Origin of the sequence: Aporhodopirellula rubra (assembly GCF_014192335.1) — a bacterium.
In the GTDB taxonomy this organism is placed as follows: domain Bacteria; phylum Planctomycetota; class Planctomycetia; order Pirellulales; family Pirellulaceae; genus Rhodopirellula; species Rhodopirellula rubra.
Genome location: NZ_JACHXU010000006.1, coordinates 280,742 through 300,031, shown reverse-complemented (window position 1 = coordinate 300,031; position 19,290 = coordinate 280,742). Strand labels below are relative to the sequence as shown.

Below are 19,290 nucleotides of genomic sequence, written 5' to 3'. Positions count from 1 at the left end.
AATGTCGGGTGCTAGTTAAATCATGTCTTCAAATCCTCATCGCGAACGTCCGCAGGACTCGCCTCGCCGTGAGGACTCGGGCTCGACTCAGCGGTCAAGCCTACCGCTGCGTGGCATCTTGTCTGGTGGTGATTTCGAAGCGTCCTGGCGTGCCGCTCTCGAGGGACCGTCGCCCGAAGGGCGTGAGGCACTGCAAAGTCTACTCGGCTATTTAACGTTTTCGTCGAGTCCTGCTGCTCCCGCGGTTTTGAAAGCGTGGAATCGGGTTCATGACGAAGCATCCGGGGGTGACGTGCTCTCGGGGCCGCCTCCGTTCCTGATCATCCGTCACTGGTTGGAAGAGACGACCGAGAAACTCTCGGCCGAGTCGACTGCGTTTGCTGATGTCACTCGCCCACGGACGGTGATTCGGGTGTTGTGGTCGAAGCTGTTGCCAGCGTATTTGGACTTTCACCGCGACCTCCTGTTTCACCTCGAACCGGAGGTCATTTTCAACGGGTTCTTCCTCGCTCGTTGTGCGGAGGCTCTCCTTGAGCACATCGGCGAGAGCGATTCGATTGCAGATGAGAACGCGTTGGTGGACCGCGTCATCACGCAACTGAATGACTATGTCGGTTATCGTCCGGTCGCCGTTCTCGAAAACCGAGCGTGCCAACCGTATCCTCACGAGTTCGTCCGTCCGATTCCGGTGATGATTCACGACGCGGGCATCTCCGCGGGGCCCTACCGTGAATTGATTCGACGTGCGTTGTTTGCGATCACGGAGGCGCCCGAAGACATCTTGCGTGCGGCCGCGATGGACCCGGCCCAGATCCGCGAATTGTGTTTGGACCCGCGGGCATATGATTTTGATCATCCGGTCAACCGTCGTCCGAATTATCACTTTGGCGGTTGGGACGAACGGTCGATCGATAGTGACGGCCGGTACGACCGGTTTATCCTCCGCAGCGTGACGTTGGATTCGTTGCTGAAGCGACTCGAGGAAACTCCCGATCTGTCGAAAGACGAACTGCTCGACGAAGCCGCATCGGTTCTCGCGGGGACCATGTTGATGGCCTCGGGTGTGTCGGGTTGGGGGCCAGGGGCTTATTCCAGCGACGTCACGTTGCGGTCGTTGATGGTGCCGATCGCGAATTACCGTGATGAGTTTTACCGGTGGCGGATTTCGCAAATCGGCGGCGCTCATGGTGAGCGTTTGTTGGCGGAATCGCAGACCCGGCATCAACCGTTTGGTGCCGCCCGGCAGCACCTCAATGCGTCATTGGCGCGGAGTCGAGCCGTGCAATTGCAGCACGTGCAGCTCGCTCGCATCTACGCTCGGATGGGATATCCGGACGCTGCGGCGAAGCAGGCGGATGTGGTATCGGCGGCGTCGGCGCGACTGATGTGCCGAATCGATTGCGGCATGACGCTCGGTCTTCGAGCATTACGATCGGGCAATCTCGAAACGGCCATCGAGGTGCCCGAAGCAACGTTTGATTTGATTCGGCGTGCGATCCAATGCGGTGGTTTGATGGATCCGTGGGATATCCTCGGGTTCACCGGCAACTTCAGTTTGTATCCGGGGATCGAAAACACGATCCACGATTCGCGGCTGGATGAGTTGCTGTTCATCATCGAGAGTTTGTTCGGTTATATCGCGCGGGTTTGGAGTGAAGCGGCCGCGCGAGATGATGAAGCCGCGTATGACCGGATGGACGTTCAATACCGCGAGGTCGCGCAGTGGTGGCGAACGTTCGCCGCGCATACTGTGGAGTCGGTCGAAGCGGCCGATCCGTGGGAGTCGTATGAGTCGGCACGGCTCGTCGCACAGGCGCTTCGGTTGTGGCATCGGGGCGGTGCCCGTCACGGTGACATCGCGTTTTGGGCGCCTCACGCAGATCTGTTTGATTCACCTCGTGCGTACATGTTGGTGATCTCGGCGTTGCTCGAGCGGAAGGATTTTGTTCCCGCTCAGGCGCTACTGATTCACTGGCTCGGACAGGCCGATCGAGTCGGGTTGCGGAGCGGTGCGAGTTCATTGCCGCGTCTCGCGGAACGTTGGTTGTTGCAACTGCGGGCTCACATGCGTGACGTTCCCGCTGAGTTATGGCCGCGGGTCAACAAGTTCTTTGATTATCTCGAAGCCAACGCGGAATCGTTTTGGTCGGCGCCTCAATTCGAGGTCGGTGACGCTTCGGTGACCAGTCATTCGGCGGACGATTGGGAGCAGGAACTCGCCAGTGCGACGGATGATTTATTTGCCCCCGGCGATGAAGACGACGGAGACGAAGGTCTCTTTGACGCCGCTTACGAAGGCATGATCTACCGCGACACGACGGACGACGGAAACGAAGGTGCGATCTTCGACACGTCGGGCGATTCCGAAAGCGTCGATGAACTCGAATCGGAAGTAAAGCGTCTCGGCAATCGTCTTGATTTTCTGCAGGCTTTGGCCCGGATGTGGGCGGTCGGTGCGGACGTCGCCATCACGCATCAGCAACTTCAGAAAGACGAATCCGGTGCGGACCCGGTATCAACGGACGCTGTTGCGGAAGGGATGCTGCGAGATCATCGTGAGCAGCAGATCGAGTCGTTGCAGGCGTGGGCGCGACGCGCAGTCGAAAACCGGATCGGATTGCTGAAACTGCTCAGTGACGTCCGGGCATACAAAATCAAACCTGCCGGTACTGATAACGAGTCGATGCGAACCTACGACCGTCGACGCGTTCTGCGTGACGGATTGATGGAGCGCGTGATCGAAACGGCGGTTGAGATGTCAGACGCTCGCCGTCTGATCAGCAGTGCGTTGTGTGCCTTGCAGGGAGAGCTTTCGGCGGACCTCGGCGAAGAGTTCTTGGAAGACGACGCCGGTGCGATTGAGTTGTTTGCGGCACTGATCGCTGGTGATTCCAAGCGTGCCCGGGCAACTTTCCCAGGGTTCGTTGATTCGATTATCCAACGCAACCTTTTGTACATTCCGTTATCTCGCGGCGGCGATCCGGTAAAGATCTATGTGGCCCGTCTTCGCGAGCGGGTGTTGCGGCATCTTTTGCACTGGATGCCACGGCGCGGGTTGATCACGGAGACATGCCGATTGATCGAGACCGCACGGCAGATGGAACAGCGAAACCCGATCGGTGCGGGTGCCGTTACGGAATTCGATGGCTTGTATCGTGCCGGTTACCGATCGCTCGTCGGATCGTTTTCCGAGTCAGTGCTGCACAGCACGTCGCACAAGGCGACCGGCGAACCCGAATCGCCTTCGCCGGAAACGCCGACGTCCGAAATGGAGCCCCCTAACCTGTCGTCACCGAAGGCGTGGCAGGACAATGAGGCATCCTTGGGGGCCGAAATCGATGGTCGGCAGCTCACGGCCACGGATCAGCATTTGATTTCACAGACGCTCATTCCGTTGTTGGAAAAGTTGACCGAGGTGATGTTGGGCAGTTGGCTCGCCCACAGCCAGACGCTTCGTTTGTCTCCGCTCGAATCGGTGAGTGACGGTGCGAAGTGGAAGCGAATGGTGGGCTTCATCAAAATGTTTGGTGATCCGCTTTTCACACAGGGGTTTTTACAGCTCAGTAACATCCGTGCGGTCTTGCACCAGGGTGTTGAAAATTGGCTCGGTCGGGCGCTCGAAGACGGTGATGATCTTCTCGATGACACCGAATTGATGAGAGCGATCACGGAGGGACGCATCGAAATTTCCGAAGCGGCGCACTGTGTCACGTTGGTATTCGAATCCTTGATGGATCATCACGCCGAGTATCAGGACTACAACAGCACAACGACGCAGAGTGATCGCGGGGAAATGATTTACACGTTCCTCGATTTCTTGCGATTGCGTGCACGCTATGAACGCGTGGCGTGGAATCTGAAGCCGATCATGTGGACGCATCAGGTGCTCGTTCGGATGGGGCTCGACGAAGCGGCGTTAGCGTGGCGTCATAGTTTGAACGAACGGATCGCCGCGGAGGCGGAGTTGTACGTGAAGCGTTTGCGTGATCTGCAGAAACGTTACTCGATGCGGATGCCTACCGTTGCCGATCGGTTGGAAGAGCGGTTTGTCCAGCCAATGACGATCGATCGCATGCGTGCGTTCATTGCCCCGGCCATGGCGGATGCGGAGGCTAATCGCGATCATAGTGCCGCGTTCGAGATGCTCGAACATGAAGCCAATCAGTTGTCGCGCAATCCGGTCGGTGTTGGTTTGGATCTGCCACCGTGGCTCAGCGCTCTCGACAAAGAGATCGAAAAGATCGGTAAGCGAAATCTTGCGAGCGAAATCGATTTGCAAGATCTGATCACGATCCCGGTGAGCCCGCTCACGCTCGATGAGCTCCGGACGCAATTGGCGACGGCATCGACGCAAGGCCGGCGTTTGCCTCATATGAAACGCAAATCGAAGTGATCGGCGGATATCGGTTACGACGAGCCGGTTTCACTCGAGCTCAATCGTGATGTGAAGTTACCCGCTGCTGCGTTGTTTCGGCGAACGTGCCGTGCCCAGAACGCACCGAACTGCAACAGCAGACCGAAGAAGCTGATCAGTCCGATCAGCGAAATCGCCTGCGCATCGTCGCGTATCCAAAATGGCAGACTGACAAATGCGATTAGCAGCGGGACGTTTGCGATTTCAAACCATAGGCCTTTCTTCAAGATCATGCATCCGATGCCGATCCAAAGAATCGCCCATGGTAGAAAGATCGTGGATGACAATTGGTTGCTATCGGCAGATTGTGCGTCGAAGGCTCCTCCGGCGATGAAGAAAATCCATGTCATGGGTGTGATGACGAAGTACGTTCCTAGCATCTCTGTTGCGTGCGATGGGTACCATTTGATGAAACGTTCGATCGGCGTGGGCGGTCGTGCCATGATCGGTTCGTAGTTGATGAATCGCAGCAAATCGTCGCGAAGTTCCGCGGCGGTTTGGTATCGGTAATCGGGTTGTTTCTCCATGCACTTCAAAATGATGGTTTGCAGGTCTCGGTCGACCGAATCATTGAGTCGTTGCGGTGGCGGAGGAGCGTCGTTCATCACCTGCAACAGCAGCATTTGAACGGTTCCACGAAACGGGCGTTCGCCGGTCACCATCTCATAGAGGATCACACCGAGCGAATAAATGTCGCATCGTGAATCGGCTTCACGGCCGAGCCCGGCGGCCTGTTCGGGAGCCATGTAGGCGGCCGTGCCGAGGACGTCGCCTTCGGACGTGACGTCGACCTCGTTTTGCATGTCTTTTGCGAGGCCGAAGTCGGTGATGTAGGCCTTTCCGTCGGAGTCCGTCAGGATATTACCTGGCTTGAGATCGCGGTGGACGATACCTTTGCCGTGCGCGTGGCTGAGTGCATCCGCCAAGTCGGCGCAAACTGCGGCGGCCTCGATTCCCGCGAAAACTCGCTGCTTCTTTTTCACGTCCGCGAGACTCGGGCCGTCAATGAACTGCGAGACGATGACGGGAAGGTTTCCTTCGACCAAACAGATGTCGTAGACCGAAACGATCCCGTCGTGGCTCAGTCTCGCGGCAGCCTGCGATTCACGAGTGAAACGCTCACGGGCCGATCCTTTGAAATGCTTAGCGTGAGGAATCTTCAATGCGACCATGCGGCGGAGTTGGGTATCGTAGGCTCGCCAAACGACACCGAAACCGCCACTTCCGATTTGTTCGTTGAACTCAAATCGTCCGATCTTTCTGAGTGATTTTGGGATCGGAGAGCGGTCTGTTGATTCGTGGTCAGCGTAGTTTTGATCGCACCGAGTCATGTCGGAATCGGGTGGCAATGTTTTGACGGCCAATTCGCGATACGCTGCGTCGATCGCGTCAGGGTGCTCGGGGAAGCGTGTCCGGTAATGCTCCGGATCGGGTAGGAAGGTGGATTTCTGTTTCCACCAAAGATCGATCTGCAGCAATTCGGTAAGCAGTTTTTTGGGATCGGAGGAGATCGCCTGTTGCAAGTACGCTTCGATCGCGGGTTGTTCACCGGAGCGATGGGCCGACTCGAATCGGTTGCAAATTTCATCGAGTTCGTCTCGGTCGGGGACGTTGCTCATAGAATCGTTACAACCACTACTTTCGCACGTTCGAGAGGAAAACTCGTCTGGATGATTAGCAAAGTATCACGGAAGATTCTGCTCGATGGCGAAGAAGGAGCAAGAGTTGCGATAGCCGGACGACATGATTCGGTGCGCGGTTACTCCACGAGGCAGACATTATGAGTGCAATCTCAGCTCCCGTCCAACAGGTTCTGCAAGCGCGTCAGGATGCAACGCAAACGAAGATTGACATGGCGTTGCTGGGCAAGCAACTCGATGTTCAGCAGGACACAGGTGACGCGATCAATCAGATGATTCGCGAAGTAGTTGACGTTCAGAAGCAGATTTCCAGCGGTCACATCGACGTGCGCGTTTGAGTTGTTCGAGGCGAACCGCGTCAGCTGCGATTCAATACCGCCTCGACCGTTTATGCGACAATCATGCGATGCGCTGGCGTCCTTAGGATGCGCTGACTTGGGCAGGAGCGATGACTTTTGCATCGTCTTCTTTGCCGCTCCATTGTGGCAGTTCGATTGAAACCGCTTGCCAGCCTGGATGGACTAATTTCGCTGTTGCCTCATCGCTGCCCGAGGAGGATTCACCGATCCAGCGATAGCGTGCCGCCGATGCTCCTGCGGGGACCGTGATGTTCTCGTTCTCTTTGGCGTCGACAAGTTTTTCAATCTTGAGAATTCGATCGAGCGATTGACGGCATTGTTTCAAACAGGGCCGTGCGGCGGCGCCGACTTGCGCGTCTTGATACTGATCGAGGTCTTCGTGGATGAGGTCCACCAATCTCGCGTCACGCTGCAGTGTTGCCAGCAGGGTGATTGCGGGGTTCTGCGTTGGAGCGAGTTTGCGAATCGGTTGTGTCTTCTTCGTTGATTCGCTCGGCAACGGTTCTTCGAGTCGTGGCTGTTCACTCGAATCAAGGGCTTTGGCCATCCGTTCGGCGGCCGCTTGATCAAAAAGTGCTTTCCAGAATGCTCGCAGTGCTAAACCCAAACGCATTGCGTTCCCTGTAGTTGATGAAAGTTGTCGAGGTCATCGAAGACTTTGGTCGATGACGGGGAGATCAAACTCGCGAGGAGTTTTGAGGTGTCCGTATGAATAACGGCCGATTGGAATGGGACCAATCGGCCGTGTCCAGCAGTGCTGCCTGTCGAACGGGTCAGGTACCGATCGGTTCGGAGGTCGGTTTCGACGAGGACAGGCATTTGCCGATGTGTCGGACGGCCTGCCGTAAACGGTGTTCGTTTTCGACGAGCGACATTCGCAGGTATCCTTCGCCGGCAGCCCCGAATCCACTGCCGGGACTGACGGCAACGTTGCCTTCTTCGAGCAGTTTCATCGCGAAGTCCATGGTGCTCATCTGGCTGCGCCACGGTTCGGGGACTTCGGCCCAAACAAACATGCCGGCCTTCGGAGGAGTGACTTTCCATCCGAGTCGTCGCAATCCGTTGACGAGCACATCGCGTCGACCTTGATAGATCTCTGATTGCTGGAGCACGTTGGCTTCGGTGTCCCGCAATGCCACGATCGCGGCGATTTGGATCGCCTGAAACATTCCGTAGTCGTAGTAGCCTTTGATGGTTCCGAGGCCGCGTACCATTTCTGAGTTGCCCGCACAAAAGCCAACACGCCATCCGGCCATGTTGTAGCCTTTGCTCATGGTCGTGAATTCGACACCGACGTCTTTTGCGCCGGGAGCAGCCAAGAAGCTCGGTGGCACGTATCCGTCAAAGGCGACGTCGGCATAAGCGAAATCGTGAATGACCAGCAGCCCATACTTTTTCGCCAAACGCACGACTTCGACGAAGAAGTCTGGTTCGATCACAGCCGACGATGGGTTGTGGGGGTAATTGACGATCAGCACTTTCGGCGACGGCGTCAGGTTTTCGCACGTGTAGGCCACGTTGCTGAGGAATTTGTCCGGATCGGCGACATCGAGAGCCACCACGTTGCCCGATGCCAAAATGACGCCGTACATGTGCACGGGGAAGTATGGCGATGGAATGATCGCGGTGTCGCCCGGTCCCATCAGGGCCAAGCACATGTGGGAGAACCCCTCTTTGCTGCCCAGGCACGAGATGATTTCGGACTCGGGGTCGAGCCGAACGCCGTACTTGCGATAGTACTTGCTGGCCACTTCGCGACGGAGGTTCGTGATTCCGTTGGATTTGCTGTACCCGTGATTGGTCACGTCCGCGGATGCGTCGTGAAGTTTTTGGATCACAACGGGATCCGGCGGATCGGACGGGTTGCCCATCCCGAGGTCGATCACGTCGTCGCCGGCGCGTCGTTTTTGGTAGAGCGAATTGTTGATCCGGCCAAACATGTACGGTGGCAAACGATCGACCCGCGAGGCAAATTTCACCTCAAACGGATGGGGGACCGGGTCGGTTGTCGGAGAACCGATTGCCGGAGCATCGATGTTCGGCAGGTCTGGATCGAAGGTGTCACTCATAGCAGGCTGAGCTGGGACGTGAGGTCTAAAAGGGGAAAGCCGGGGCCGCAAATGTACTCGATGCGGACCCGATCACGGGTATTGTCACACGGGTCGGCCGGTTCGGTGTAGGGGGTAACGTCTCTATTTTTTAGCGAGTTCGCCCAAAACCACGTCATTTGGCTCGAAAATAGCGGCACGGAGCCGATCTACAGGCTCAATCGTACGATCCAATCAACGACCGTCACGACGCCGATCGCCACGATCGCCCATCCGATTCGGTAAGTCGTTGCGTACTCAGGCATTCGGCCCGTCCAGACCACGCGACTCGCAATCAGGGCGACCGCCACCACTAGAAACGCTAGACAGGCCCCACCGGAATTGGTTCGGAGGCTGGACCACCACTGGCCTCGTGTCCAATAGCTCCATGACGTCGTCATGCCACATGCCGGGCAACGCATGTCGAAAAGCACCCGCATCGAACACGGGGGGAGTCCGAGTTGCTGGTGCGTCCCGAGACCCTGCGTGGATGGCGAAAGCGTTCGTGCGATTCCCAGCGGCGTGAGAATGCCCAGGACGACCAAGGCAGCCGTGACACGTAAGCTCAGCGGGCTGCGAGAAACACGGTTTTGATCACCGAGACTCGTATTCTCAAGGACAATCGCGGCCGCTGCCATCGTGCCTTCAGGAGCAGCCGGTGTGGTTTCGTGCTCGATGGGATGAACGAGGACGGGCGGTGCGGTTGCCGGGGCATTGCAGCCCGGGTCGTTGCAGCCCAGGTTATTGCAGGCCGGTTCGACGAGGATCGGCTCCTCTGTGGCTGGTTCTTCCCGGGCCTGCTCACGTGAGTCTGGCTCGTATTTGCGCCGCTCAGCGTGGATCGCATTGGGCGAATCGAATTCATCGCGAGGCGTGTTCCAGGAGTTCATGTTCCCCGCCGGTTGCCGTACCAGCGAATTTGCATCCGGTCGCAGTACTCAAACCCGTGTTCGCTGGCCCACGGTGCGAGCCAAGTAGCGGCGGCGTCGAGTTGTGCGACGGTGACGCCTTGGGGCATGATCCACACGTCCGAGGCGGCGACTTCTAGGTCTGCGACCACGCCGAGGATTTCGTCAAACTCGTCGGGAGAATCGACGACAAATTTGACTTGGATGTTAGACGATCGCGAGATGAGTTGCCTCATTGTTGTGACCGGCATCCGACGTTCTTCGTGGGTTTGAGACCATGTCGGGTGTTCGGCGGCGTCGGGCGTGCTGCCACGGAGTTTTGGACTCAGTGACAGTAGATCGCAGGGGAAATCAACATCGACAGTGCCGGCGGTTTCCACCGTCACGTGGAAGCCGGCGTTCTGCAGCGTTGTGGCCAGTTCAGGAAAACCCGCCGCGATGAGAGGTTCGCCACCGGTCAGGACGACGTGTTGGACACGAATAGAGGTGTCGGTGCCACGGGAGGAGTCCTCGTCGGTTGCACGGTCGTCCGCCATCGGCATTGACGCGTTTTGTGCGTCGTTGAGCAACGAATCGATCGTGAATTGTTTTCCTTCTGGTTTCCACGACGCGTATGGGGTGTCGCAGAACCAGCACCGCAAATTGCAGCCGCTCGTGCGGATGAAGAAGCTGGGAACGCCGGTCAATTGGCCTTCACCTTGACGGCTGGTAAAGGTTTCAGCGATCCGCAGACGAGTGTTCGAGGCGACCAGGGATGCGTCGCTCGGTGCCGAGTCCCCTTTTCGCGACGTTGCGTCCGGGTACAACAACGCGGGCACTCCCTGTTCTCGTTCTTTCAATATTTCGAACCGTTTGACCATCAATCTAGTGAATTCCAACCCCTCTGAGTTTCGAGACATTCTCGAAGTCTTCGACAACCCGGCCCGTCAGCGTAACTTCACGATCGAGCATCACTGCCCTGAATTTACGTCGGTTTGCCCAAAAACTGGCCAGCCCGACTATGGCACGATCGTTTTTACGTACGTGCCCGACGAAGTCTGCGTGGAGCTGAAGAGTTTGAAGATGTATCTGCAGCGATTTCGTAACGAAGGCATCTTTTATGAGGCTGTTACGAACCGAATTCTGGACGACTTTGTGGCCGTCGTCCAGCCTCGCCGCCTCAAAGTCGAGAGCCGCTGGACGCCCCGAGGCGGGCTCAACAGCAACATCATCGTCGAGTATCCCGATCAACCGGCGAAGTAAGTTTGCCGGCGGAGTCTCCTCCGGGACGTTGTTTTTGCGGCGTTTGTGCGTGATCTGATCGTCGCGTCGACTTACTACCTCCACAGGCAACGCTGAACGAGAAGGTGTTTTGCCCTGTGTCAGGGTGAGGCACATTCGCAGGCTTCTGCGATTAAGTCGATTGCCCGGTCAATTTGTTCGCGGCTGGTGGTCCAACCGACCGAGAATCGCAGGGTTCGCCCGATTTGTTTGTCCGTTCGGCCGATGGCGCGGAGTACCCGGGTGAATTCGTCCGGTGGGCTCTCGGATAATGCCCCGGCAACGACGAGCTGACGGGCTGCCTTTTGAATCCGTCGGGCTTCGCATCCCATTTCGACGGTGACTGTGTTAGGCAACCTCTCGGAATTCTCTGACAGCACCGTGATTTCGCCGTCGAGGGTGGAACGCAGACCCTGCACGAGACGATGGCAGAGTTCCTGCAGGGTGGCTTGGGCCTCGTCGACGCATCGAGCCGTCAGGGATGCAGCGGCACCGAGGCCAACGATTCCGGGCACGTTTTCGCTGCCCGCTCGGAGTCCCATTTCGCGTGATTCGCCGTAGGAAATAGGGTGCAGATCCAGGCCACGTCGAACGAAGAGGGCCCCGCTGCCTTTGGGGCCGTAGAATTTATGGGCGGTCAATGACAGCGTGTCGACTCGCAATTGATTGACATCGACGGGCAGCCGTCCCACCGCGGCGGTTGCGTCGCAGTGAAGGCGGATTCCTTGATTATGGCAACGATCGGCGAGTTCTCGAACGGGTTGAATCGTGCCGAGGACTGGGTTGGCCAATTGCAAACATGCCAGCCGCGTGGTCAGTTCGAACCGCGACTCGAAGTCGTCTGCCGAAACCACGCCGGCTGAGTTGCATGGAACGAAATCGACTTTCCACCCGAGAAGTCGCAGGTGTTTTGCGGCCGCCATGACGGCTTCGTCTTCGATCTCGGAAATCAACGCATGGGGCGGCGGCACGTCGCGGTTACACGGGTACGACGGAACCAGTTCATGGGGTTCGCCTCCGGCGTGGCACAGCATCGCGGCGCCGAGCACGCCGAGGTTGTTCGCCTCGGTCCCGCCGCTGGTGAAGACGACCTCAAACGGGTCGCATCCGAGCAACATGGAGACGCCCTCGCGAGCGTTTTCGACCGCTTCACCGACGGCCGATGCATGCACATGTGACTGCGAAGGCAGCATGAAGTGCGTGGACCAGAAGGCCTGCATCGACTCCACGACCGAAGGGGCCACGGGAGTCGTTCGGTTGAAGTCGAGGTAGATCAGCGACACGGGCGATTTGCAATGCGGAATCGGAATTTAGATCCTAGAGCCCCCAGGTTAACTCCGCCGCGTCTTTGTTCCAGCCGGTTGGACCTCAACGAGGCTTCTTTTTTCGGTTCTTGGCCAGCCGCTTCATTTTTTTGACCTCGTCTTCGGCTACCACCCATCCGCGGCAATTCCTTGCGCCGCATTGGCAGCGCGGGTTCCAGTCGAACGCTTCCCATGCGTAGTCAAATGTCAACTGAGTGTCGGCTTCGATGTTGCAAATCGCGACAACACCGAGCGAAGTTTTGGTCAGTTGAATTAATTCGCAGTTTGGACTGCAGGAATGGTTCATGAAGGCCCCCGGCGTGCTCGGTTCGAGATACCATTTGGTATCCAGGTCCATCACGTACTCGCTGCCCTCGTAGCCTTTTTTGCTGATCAGTTGACCGGTGACTTCCATCACCAGTTCGCCGGGCAGGAATTGGCGGGCGGCAAATACACCGTATCCGCACTTGCCCGTCGCACGAACTTCCACGTCATCGTCGTAGTACGAGCGATAGGAGTAATCCTTGTCGACGACGGCTTGTAATTTTTTTCGGCGTTGTTTGTCCAAGGTGATCATGCAGAAGTATCGAAGGGAGAAGCGGCGATTGCGAAACGCATGCCAGGTGCGGTTAGTGCCATGGGTACCTTTCCATACCACGTGGGCATTGCGATTGGACCTTTCCGGACCAAAGCCCCCTTGTGAACGAAACTTTTCGAGGACAAAAGGGATGGCTGTGGGCGACGCGTTCGATACGTGTGGGGTGCGTTCGAGTCGCCAAGCCGGTTCCGACGGCGGATTCGCTAGTTTCACTAAACGATTGCCAAGCGTCAACGCAACAATTTCCGGATTTGTGGAATTGACGACTTTGAAAACAAATCTTTACATGCAACGAACTTCTCGGCATACTCCCAAACATCTCAGTGCATCGCGATTGCCGCTCGACATGGAGCGGCTTTTTTTGTCGCGACTGCGTCGTTGTTATTGCTTCATTCCAAGTGATCCGAATTGATAATGAACACCCTCGCGGTCAATCAGTTGTCGACGTTTCGGTGGGACCTGGAAGAAGATGCTCAGGCGTATGCGGCCCACGGGTTTGCTGGTATTGGGTTGTTTCGTCCCAAACTCGATGACTTCGGGATCGAACGCTGCATCGAGTTGTTAGACGAAATGAATCTCGCAGTGACCTCGCTCAGTTGGGCGGGTGGTTTCACTGGCAGCGACGGTCGAGGATTCGTCGACGCGATTCGTGATGCGATGTCGGCGGTGACCGACGCCGCCAACCTGCGTGCGGATACTCTCGTCGTTTTGGCCGGAGGACGTAACAACCATATTCGACGGCACGCGCGGCGAACTCTATGCGAGGCTCTCGCTAAGATTTCAGTTTTTGCCGAAGAGTTCGGTGTGCAGATCGCACTCGAACCGTTCCACCCCGGGTGTGGCAATGAATGGTCGTTCGTCAACGATCTCGAATCGACGATGCAGATCATCGAGATGGTCGGCAGTCCCAACCTTGGATTGGTATTGGATACCTATCATGTCGGGATGGACGACGACGTGTTGCGATGGCTGCCGCACGTCAGTGAGCACGTGCATCTGCTACAACTCGGTGACGGTCGACACAGTCCGCTCGGTGAAATGAATCGCTGTTTGCTCGGTGAAGGTTGCGTGCCCATCGAAGCAATCGTTCACACGCTACTCGATCACGGCTATCAAGGGCCGATCGAAGCCGAAGTGATCGGCGAAGATGTCGAGCCGCTCGAATATGAAATGGTGCTCGACCACACGCGACGCTATCTCGATCAACTAACCGGATCGAAGGTTCACTAGAAACCTGCGCGTCCGCGTGTTCTCCGGGACGTGTTCTCCGGAACGTGCTCTAAGTGGTCTCGGTGTTTCCCGGTTTCGACCGATCCATCCACACCACCAATGCGGGCAGAAGCGTAAGGTTGGCGACTGCGGACAACGCGAGTGTCGCCGCCACCAGCAATCCGAACGTCGCCGTTGGTATGAACGGACTGGTGACCAACACGGCAAAGCCGATCACTAGTGCGGCACTCGCTAGCAGGATCGGAGCACCGAGGTCCGCGGCGGAATTAATCGCCGCCTCCGATGACGATGACGCGCCGATCAATCGACGTTGGTAACCGCTCAAGAAATGAATCGATCCGTCGATGGACAGTCCGATCGATACCGCTCCGATCGTTGCCGATCCCAAATCCAATTGTCCACCGAATAGCCCCATCAACGACAACACGACTAGGATTGGTAGCGTGTTGACGATGAGCGCCGCGATCATCAGTGTCCATTGACCGCTAGCAATCCAAATCAACAGTCCGACGACAACCAGAGCAACAGCCAAAGCTTTCCATTGGTCACGGATCAAACTCGCGACCAATCGTGACATGAGTACCGAGTAACCGGTGACGATCTTCTCGGATGGATGCGTTTGTTGCGTAGGGTGATTTTCGATCACACCGGCAGACCATAGCTGCACCACGCGCCGTACCCGGCTCATCAACGCCGCCTTGGCTCGGCCGGACAGGGACTCGTCGCTGCGGAGCATGATCCGCAGACTTCGCGTCGTAGTGGCGGTCTCATCGAGAGACGTTCGTCCGGATGTTGATGACGACGGGGGGCCGTTTTCGGGGATGTTGGGGAACGTCAGCAAGGCTTCGGCAAACGTCGGAATTGCCGCTCGCATGCCGGCCAAACGGACGTCCGGAGTCACAAACGAAAGCACCGTCACTTGGCGAGCAACTTCGTCGGCGTCGGCAAGACTGAGTACCTTGCTCAGGCGTACTGTTTTTGCGGGGAGAGGATCGCCAGATGGATCGGTCGCATTGGTCACTTTGATTTCGATCTCCCGAAGTTGCGTTTCGAGTTCACGAACACGTATGAAGTATTCCGGGGTAATCGTCGTCGGTGCCGGTAGGATCACATCCCAAACGCCGGCGCCTCCCAGACGTTCTTCCACTCGCGAGTAAGATTCGACAATGGGGCTGTCGCTTCGGAAGTTATCCAGGAAGCTCGAGTTCGTTTCGAGTCGCATGACATAGCCGCACGTTGCGACCAGCCCGAGGATCGATGCGAATCCGAGCACGACGTGATGCTGAACACTGAACGCAGCCGTTCGTCGCAGGACGCGAGACGGTAGGTTGTGCTGGCTTCGTGAGGCCGGCGCGAATCTTAAAAAGCGTTCCGGTAAACTCATCACCATAGGCGAAAACAGGGTCAACGAAACGAGCACACAGCACGCGGCCGTTGCGGTCATGAATCCGAACTCGATCACCGGTCGCACTTCCGAAACCATGAGAGACGCGAAACCTGCCGTGTCGGTTAAGCATGTGCAGGCAATGGGGATCGCTAACGACGCGATTGTGCCGACCAACGTGACGCCGGCTTGGTGACATCGGACAGCGATGTGCATGATCGCGGCGACCACGACCACAGCCACCAACGCCAACAAGATTGCCGACACGAGTGAAAGTTCGACACCACAGGCGACCATGATTGAGCGTGTCGCGACGGTGGACCAAACGATGCATGCAGCCGATAAAACCACCACGCGGAGGTCTCTGAGTGTGATCAGAATCACCAAACACAACAGGCTGATCGTGCCCACTGCCAATCGCTGACCATCCGCCAAAATCAAATCGAACGCGTCTTCGAGCAGTACCGGTTCACCCACCAACATTGCGTGAGACGAAGCGGGGAATTCTGACGCCAAAAGACGCAGTCGAGACACGGTTTCGCTGATGTGACTCGATCCGTTTTCGTCGACAGGTTTGAGCATCACGACAATCGCCGCGGTCTTTTCGTCGATGCTGTGCGTGTATCCGGAAAAGAGTCCGCGAAACTGTTCTGCAATTTCGTCGTCCTGTCGAAACAGGGCGATCGGGTTTTCGGATGACGCGGCCGACAGTGAGAACGAGAAATCCGGACGCAGATACTTAAACGCGTCGACTAGTTTTGCGACCGATAACACACCCTCTACACCGTCAATGCTCTCGACTTTTTCTGTCCACCCGCGGTTTCGATGGAGGCCATCGGCGGTCATCAGTTGGTCGTCGTCATAGACCAACATCACCACGAGATTTCCACCAAACGTGGATTGCAGATGTTGGTAGTCCAGTAGAGTTTCGTCATCGTCGGAAAACATTGCCGCGAGCGAGCGGTTCATCGTCAGGCCCGACTGGTAGTAGGCCAGCGGCAGAAAGCTGAGACAGCCGATAAGCATCCACAACACACGCGTTCGCATGAGTCGTTCTGCGAAACGATCGACCGTTTGTGCGAGCGGGGATAGGCTCGTCTTCGATGGCGGAGAAGGCGTGTTAATCTTCGTCGCTGTTTCCTTTTTGCGATGTTTTCTCATCGGGAGCGGGGAGCATGGCCGCAGGAGGAAAGAAGATTGACTGCACGAACAGCATGATGGCACCGGTCACTAACAATGAGTCGGCAATGTTAAAGTTCGGCCATTTCCATTGTTCGGATGCCTGCCACAGAATCCAATCTCGCACACCGCTGCTCCACGCCTCGGGATAGTTTGGTTGCCACCACATTCCCAATCGATCGTAGAGGTTTCCGATGATGCCGCCGGTGATGCATCCGAGTGCAAAGGTCAGCCATGCCGACTCGGCAGCACGGAATCGAAACAGCCAGACCAGGATGGCGACTAACGCGACGACAGATATCGCGGCGAATACGAGGCCTTTGCCAGCGCCGATTCCGAAAACCGCACCGATGTTGACAGCCGTTTCGATCCCAAAATAGCCGTCGATGACCCAGTAAATGTCACTTTCGCCGGGTAGCCCTCGCCACGCGAAGACGGCCGATTTTGACCACAGGTCAATCGCCGCGCCGAAAACGGCGAGACAGCCGAAAAGCACGTAGCGTGATAGACCGACCGCGGAATGGCCGTGCTCGAGTGGGCCGCTGGATAACGAACCGGCGTCACTCTGCGTTGGGGGCGAATTCGATGACATAGGGGTAGCAGAATTGTCGAGCGAGAACTGGCTGACCGGCGACCGACCGCGTTCGCCGTTGCCTAAAGTTTCAGTTTGGAAGAATTTACGCAAGCCCACCTGCAATCGGTGATATCCGCGTGCCATTCCATAGAGTCATTTTGAAAAGATCAAATCGCTCCGTTTCGCTCACAAAATCGCCCGGTCGCCGTTTTCGCAGCCTCGGCTTCGTCGTAGACTGTCGAGCCAGTTGCACCTCACGAACCAGAGTGGCATTGCCGCCTCCCCATCACACGCACCCGTGCATGTTCAGGGACAAGCACGGTGTGTTGTCAGTCCTGTTTTCCAGGGCAACTGGCGTCGTCCGAACGGCCCCCCAAACCTTCCATTTTTTTGCGGTGACGAATTGTTTGTCAAACAGTGTTTCGTGATGTTGACCTCGGTCTCGTCGGTTCAGTTTTCTTTGGCCGTGTTGTTTCTGACGGCGATCGCTTTCGAGATGCCTGCCAAGGCAGAGCCTCCACGTCCCAACATCGTTTGGATCATGTCGGAGGATAACTCCAAGCACTACCTCAAGCACTTCGATATTAACGGTGTGGCAACACCCGCGATCGAATCGATGGCCAAACACGGTGTCACGTTCGATCGAGCGTTCTCAAACGCGCCGGTTTGTTCGACTGCTCGATCGACACTGATTACCGGATGCTATGGACCGCGGATTGGAACGCAGTATCACCGCCGCAGCCAGTTTGTGCCGTTGCCCGAAGGCGTGGAAATGTTTCCCGTTTACCTTCGTGATGTCGGTTATTACACGACCAACAACAGCAAAACTGACTACAACGCCTTGATCGGCGAAGAACCGTGGGATGAGTCGAGCAAGAAGGCCTCTTGGAAAAATCGTCCCGAACCGAGTACTCCGTTCTTCCACGTTGAGACCCATGGGCAATCTCACGAGGGGCAATTGCATTTTAACGAGGCCGCAACCGAAAACCCGACATCGTTTTCTCAAGAGGATGTTCATGTCCCACCATACCTGCCCGATACGAAACTGACGCGGTTCACGGCGGCCTATTACCGCGATCGGATTTCGATTATCGACTCGAAGGTCGAACAGACACTCGCTGATTTGAAGGCGGCTGGACAACTCGAGAACACGTTCGTGTTTTACTTCGGTGACCATGGCGGTGTGTTGCCGCGATCGAAAGGCTACGTTTTCGAGAGCGGTTTGCACGTTCCGTTGGTCGTTCGTGTTCCTGAAAATTATCGCGATCTCACGGATCGAGAACTGGGGTCACGCACGAACGGGTTCGTGTCGTTCATTGACTTCGCGCCGACCGTACTCAATCTCGCCGGCGTCGAACCGCCCGAATCAATCGATGGAACCGCTTTCCTCGGTGAGGGCGTTAGTTCGGTCGTGGTGGATACTCGCGATACGACGTTCAGCTATTCCGACCGGATGGACGAAAAGTATGACCTCGTGCGAGCGGTCCGCGTTGGGGATTGGAAGTACATCCGCTACTTCGAAGCTCAATATCCCAACAGTTTGGAAAATGAGTATCGCTACAACATGTTGGCGTATCAGCAGTGGAGAAAGATGGCGGCGGAATCGAATCTCACGCCTGAACAACTCGCGTTCTTTCGACCTCGTCCGGTTGAGGCGTTGTTCGATTTGTCGAAGGATCCTGATGAAGTCGAGAATCTCGCGTTGTCGGGTGAACACGGCAGTCGGTTGATGGAGATGCGTAAACGCCTGCTCGATCATTTGAAGTCGACGAACGATTTAGGATTTTATCCCGAGGCGGTTTTCTTGCGAGAAGGACGCGACAACCCGGTTCAGTTCGGTGTCGAGAATTCGCAAAAAATTGCGAAGTACATCGACACCGCCAACATCGCGTTGCTGCCGTGGGATCAAGCGACGTCGCCATTGATCGCGGCAATGAACTCGGGCGATCCGTGGGTGAGGTACTGGGCGTTCTGCGCCGCCAGTGCCAAGGTGGCCAGCGATCCGGCCGCGCGAACGTCAGCGACCTTGGATGACTCACTGCTGAAGTTGGCGTCGCGTCAAACACTCGACTCCGAACCGCTCGTCGCCGCACGTGCGGTCGAGTTTCTCGCGATCCTTGGCAAAGTCGATCCACGCGAAGTCCTGAACCGTTGTGTGAAACGCAGCCAGGACGAAGTCGAGACGCTGCAGATCCTGAATATCGCCGCGTACTTTCATGCCAACGGGGACAGTGATTTCCCGATCGATGCGGACGCGTTGGAGTTCAACTTTCCGATTGATCCCAAGGGGGAAATCAAACGCCGACTCAATCACTTCGCGAATCCGCCACGATAGCCCTACTGCGGTGAATTT

General features: G+C 56.7%; 14 protein-coding genes. 5 read left to right on the top strand and 9 right to left on the bottom strand.

Annotated elements, in window-relative coordinates:
• Positions 1-22: 22 nt before the first annotated feature.
• Positions 23-4,393, top strand: a complete 4,371-nt coding sequence (locus FHS27_RS10780; protein WP_184304952.1) for a hypothetical protein — start codon at positions 23-25, stop codon at positions 4,391-4,393.
• Positions 4,394-4,407: 14 nt separating this feature from the next.
• Here FHS27_RS10780 and FHS27_RS10775 read toward each other — a convergent pair whose 3' ends face one another.
• Positions 4,408-6,033 (bottom strand): serine/threonine-protein kinase, encoded by a 1,626-nt coding sequence (locus FHS27_RS10775; RefSeq protein WP_184304951.1) that lies wholly within the window; start codon positions 6,031-6,033, stop codon positions 4,408-4,410.
• Positions 6,034-6,194: 161 nt separating this feature from the next.
• Here FHS27_RS10775 and FHS27_RS10770 point away from each other — a divergent pair, with 161 nt between their 5' ends.
• A complete protein-coding gene (locus FHS27_RS10770) occupies positions 6,195-6,392 on the top strand; it encodes a hypothetical protein (protein WP_184304950.1) in 198 nt (65 codons plus the stop codon).
• Between the two features lie 82 nt (positions 6,393-6,474).
• Here FHS27_RS10770 and FHS27_RS10765 read toward each other — a convergent pair whose 3' ends face one another.
• From FHS27_RS10765 to FHS27_RS10750, 4 genes are all read right to left on the bottom strand, one after another.
• The gene (locus FHS27_RS10765; protein ID WP_184304949.1) at positions 6,475-7,026 is read right to left on the bottom strand and encodes a DUF2760 domain-containing protein; all 552 of its coding nucleotides are present in this window, start codon (positions 7,024-7,026) and stop codon (positions 6,475-6,477) included.
• A gap of 160 nt (positions 7,027-7,186) precedes the next feature.
• Positions 7,187-8,482 carry an aminotransferase class I/II-fold pyridoxal phosphate-dependent enzyme gene (locus FHS27_RS10760; protein WP_009098231.1) on the bottom strand — a complete coding sequence of 432 codons (1,296 nt, stop codon included), beginning with the start codon at positions 8,480-8,482 and terminating at the stop codon, positions 7,187-7,189.
• A gap of 188 nt (positions 8,483-8,670) precedes the next feature.
• Positions 8,671-9,390 carry a DUF2752 domain-containing protein gene (locus FHS27_RS10755; protein WP_184304948.1) on the bottom strand — a complete coding sequence of 240 codons (720 nt, stop codon included), beginning with the start codon at positions 9,388-9,390 and terminating at the stop codon, positions 8,671-8,673.
• Entirely contained in the window at positions 9,387-10,268 is an 882-nt protein-coding gene (locus FHS27_RS10750; RefSeq protein ID WP_184304947.1) for a 7-carboxy-7-deazaguanine synthase QueE, read from the bottom strand. Before FHS27_RS10750 ends, FHS27_RS10755 begins: the two co-directional genes overlap by 4 nt.
• A gap of 7 nt (positions 10,269-10,275) precedes the next feature.
• On the opposite strand from FHS27_RS10750, the gene queF reads away from it, so the two are divergent.
• Positions 10,276-10,650, top strand: a complete 375-nt coding sequence (gene queF, locus FHS27_RS10745; protein WP_009104291.1) for a preQ(1) synthase — start codon at positions 10,276-10,278, stop codon at positions 10,648-10,650.
• Between the two features lie 119 nt (positions 10,651-10,769).
• Here queF and FHS27_RS10740 read toward each other — a convergent pair whose 3' ends face one another.
• Together FHS27_RS10740 and FHS27_RS10735 are read right to left on the bottom strand one after the other, a co-directional pair.
• Positions 10,770-11,951 (bottom strand): cysteine desulfurase family protein, encoded by a 1,182-nt coding sequence (locus tag FHS27_RS10740; protein WP_184304946.1) that lies wholly within the window; start codon positions 11,949-11,951, stop codon positions 10,770-10,772.
• 85 nt (positions 11,952-12,036) lie between these two features.
• On the bottom strand, positions 12,037-12,549 hold the full coding sequence (locus FHS27_RS10735; RefSeq protein WP_184304945.1) for an SET domain-containing protein: 513 nt from the start codon (positions 12,547-12,549) through the stop codon (positions 12,037-12,039).
• Between the two features lie 435 nt (positions 12,550-12,984).
• Between FHS27_RS10735 and FHS27_RS10730 the strand changes: the two genes are divergently transcribed.
• The gene (locus FHS27_RS10730) at positions 12,985-13,800 is read left to right on the top strand and encodes a sugar phosphate isomerase/epimerase family protein (protein ID WP_009104283.1); all 816 of its coding nucleotides are present in this window, start codon (positions 12,985-12,987) and stop codon (positions 13,798-13,800) included.
• 49 nt (positions 13,801-13,849) lie between these two features.
• Here FHS27_RS10730 and FHS27_RS10725 read toward each other — a convergent pair whose 3' ends face one another.
• The gene (locus FHS27_RS10725) at positions 13,850-16,231 is read right to left on the bottom strand and encodes an efflux RND transporter permease subunit (RefSeq protein ID WP_184305038.1); all 2,382 of its coding nucleotides are present in this window, start codon (positions 16,229-16,231) and stop codon (positions 13,850-13,852) included.
• A 73-nt stretch (positions 16,232-16,304) separates the two neighbouring features.
• Positions 16,305-16,955 (bottom strand): signal peptidase II, encoded by a 651-nt coding sequence (locus FHS27_RS10720; protein ID WP_184305037.1) that lies wholly within the window; start codon positions 16,953-16,955, stop codon positions 16,305-16,307.
• Between the two features lie 409 nt (positions 16,956-17,364).
• On the opposite strand from FHS27_RS10720, the gene FHS27_RS10715 reads away from it, so the two are divergent.
• Positions 17,365-19,272, top strand: a complete 1,908-nt coding sequence (locus FHS27_RS10715) for a sulfatase family protein (protein WP_221225008.1) — start codon at positions 17,365-17,367, stop codon at positions 19,270-19,272.
• Positions 19,273-19,290 lie beyond the last annotated feature (18 nt).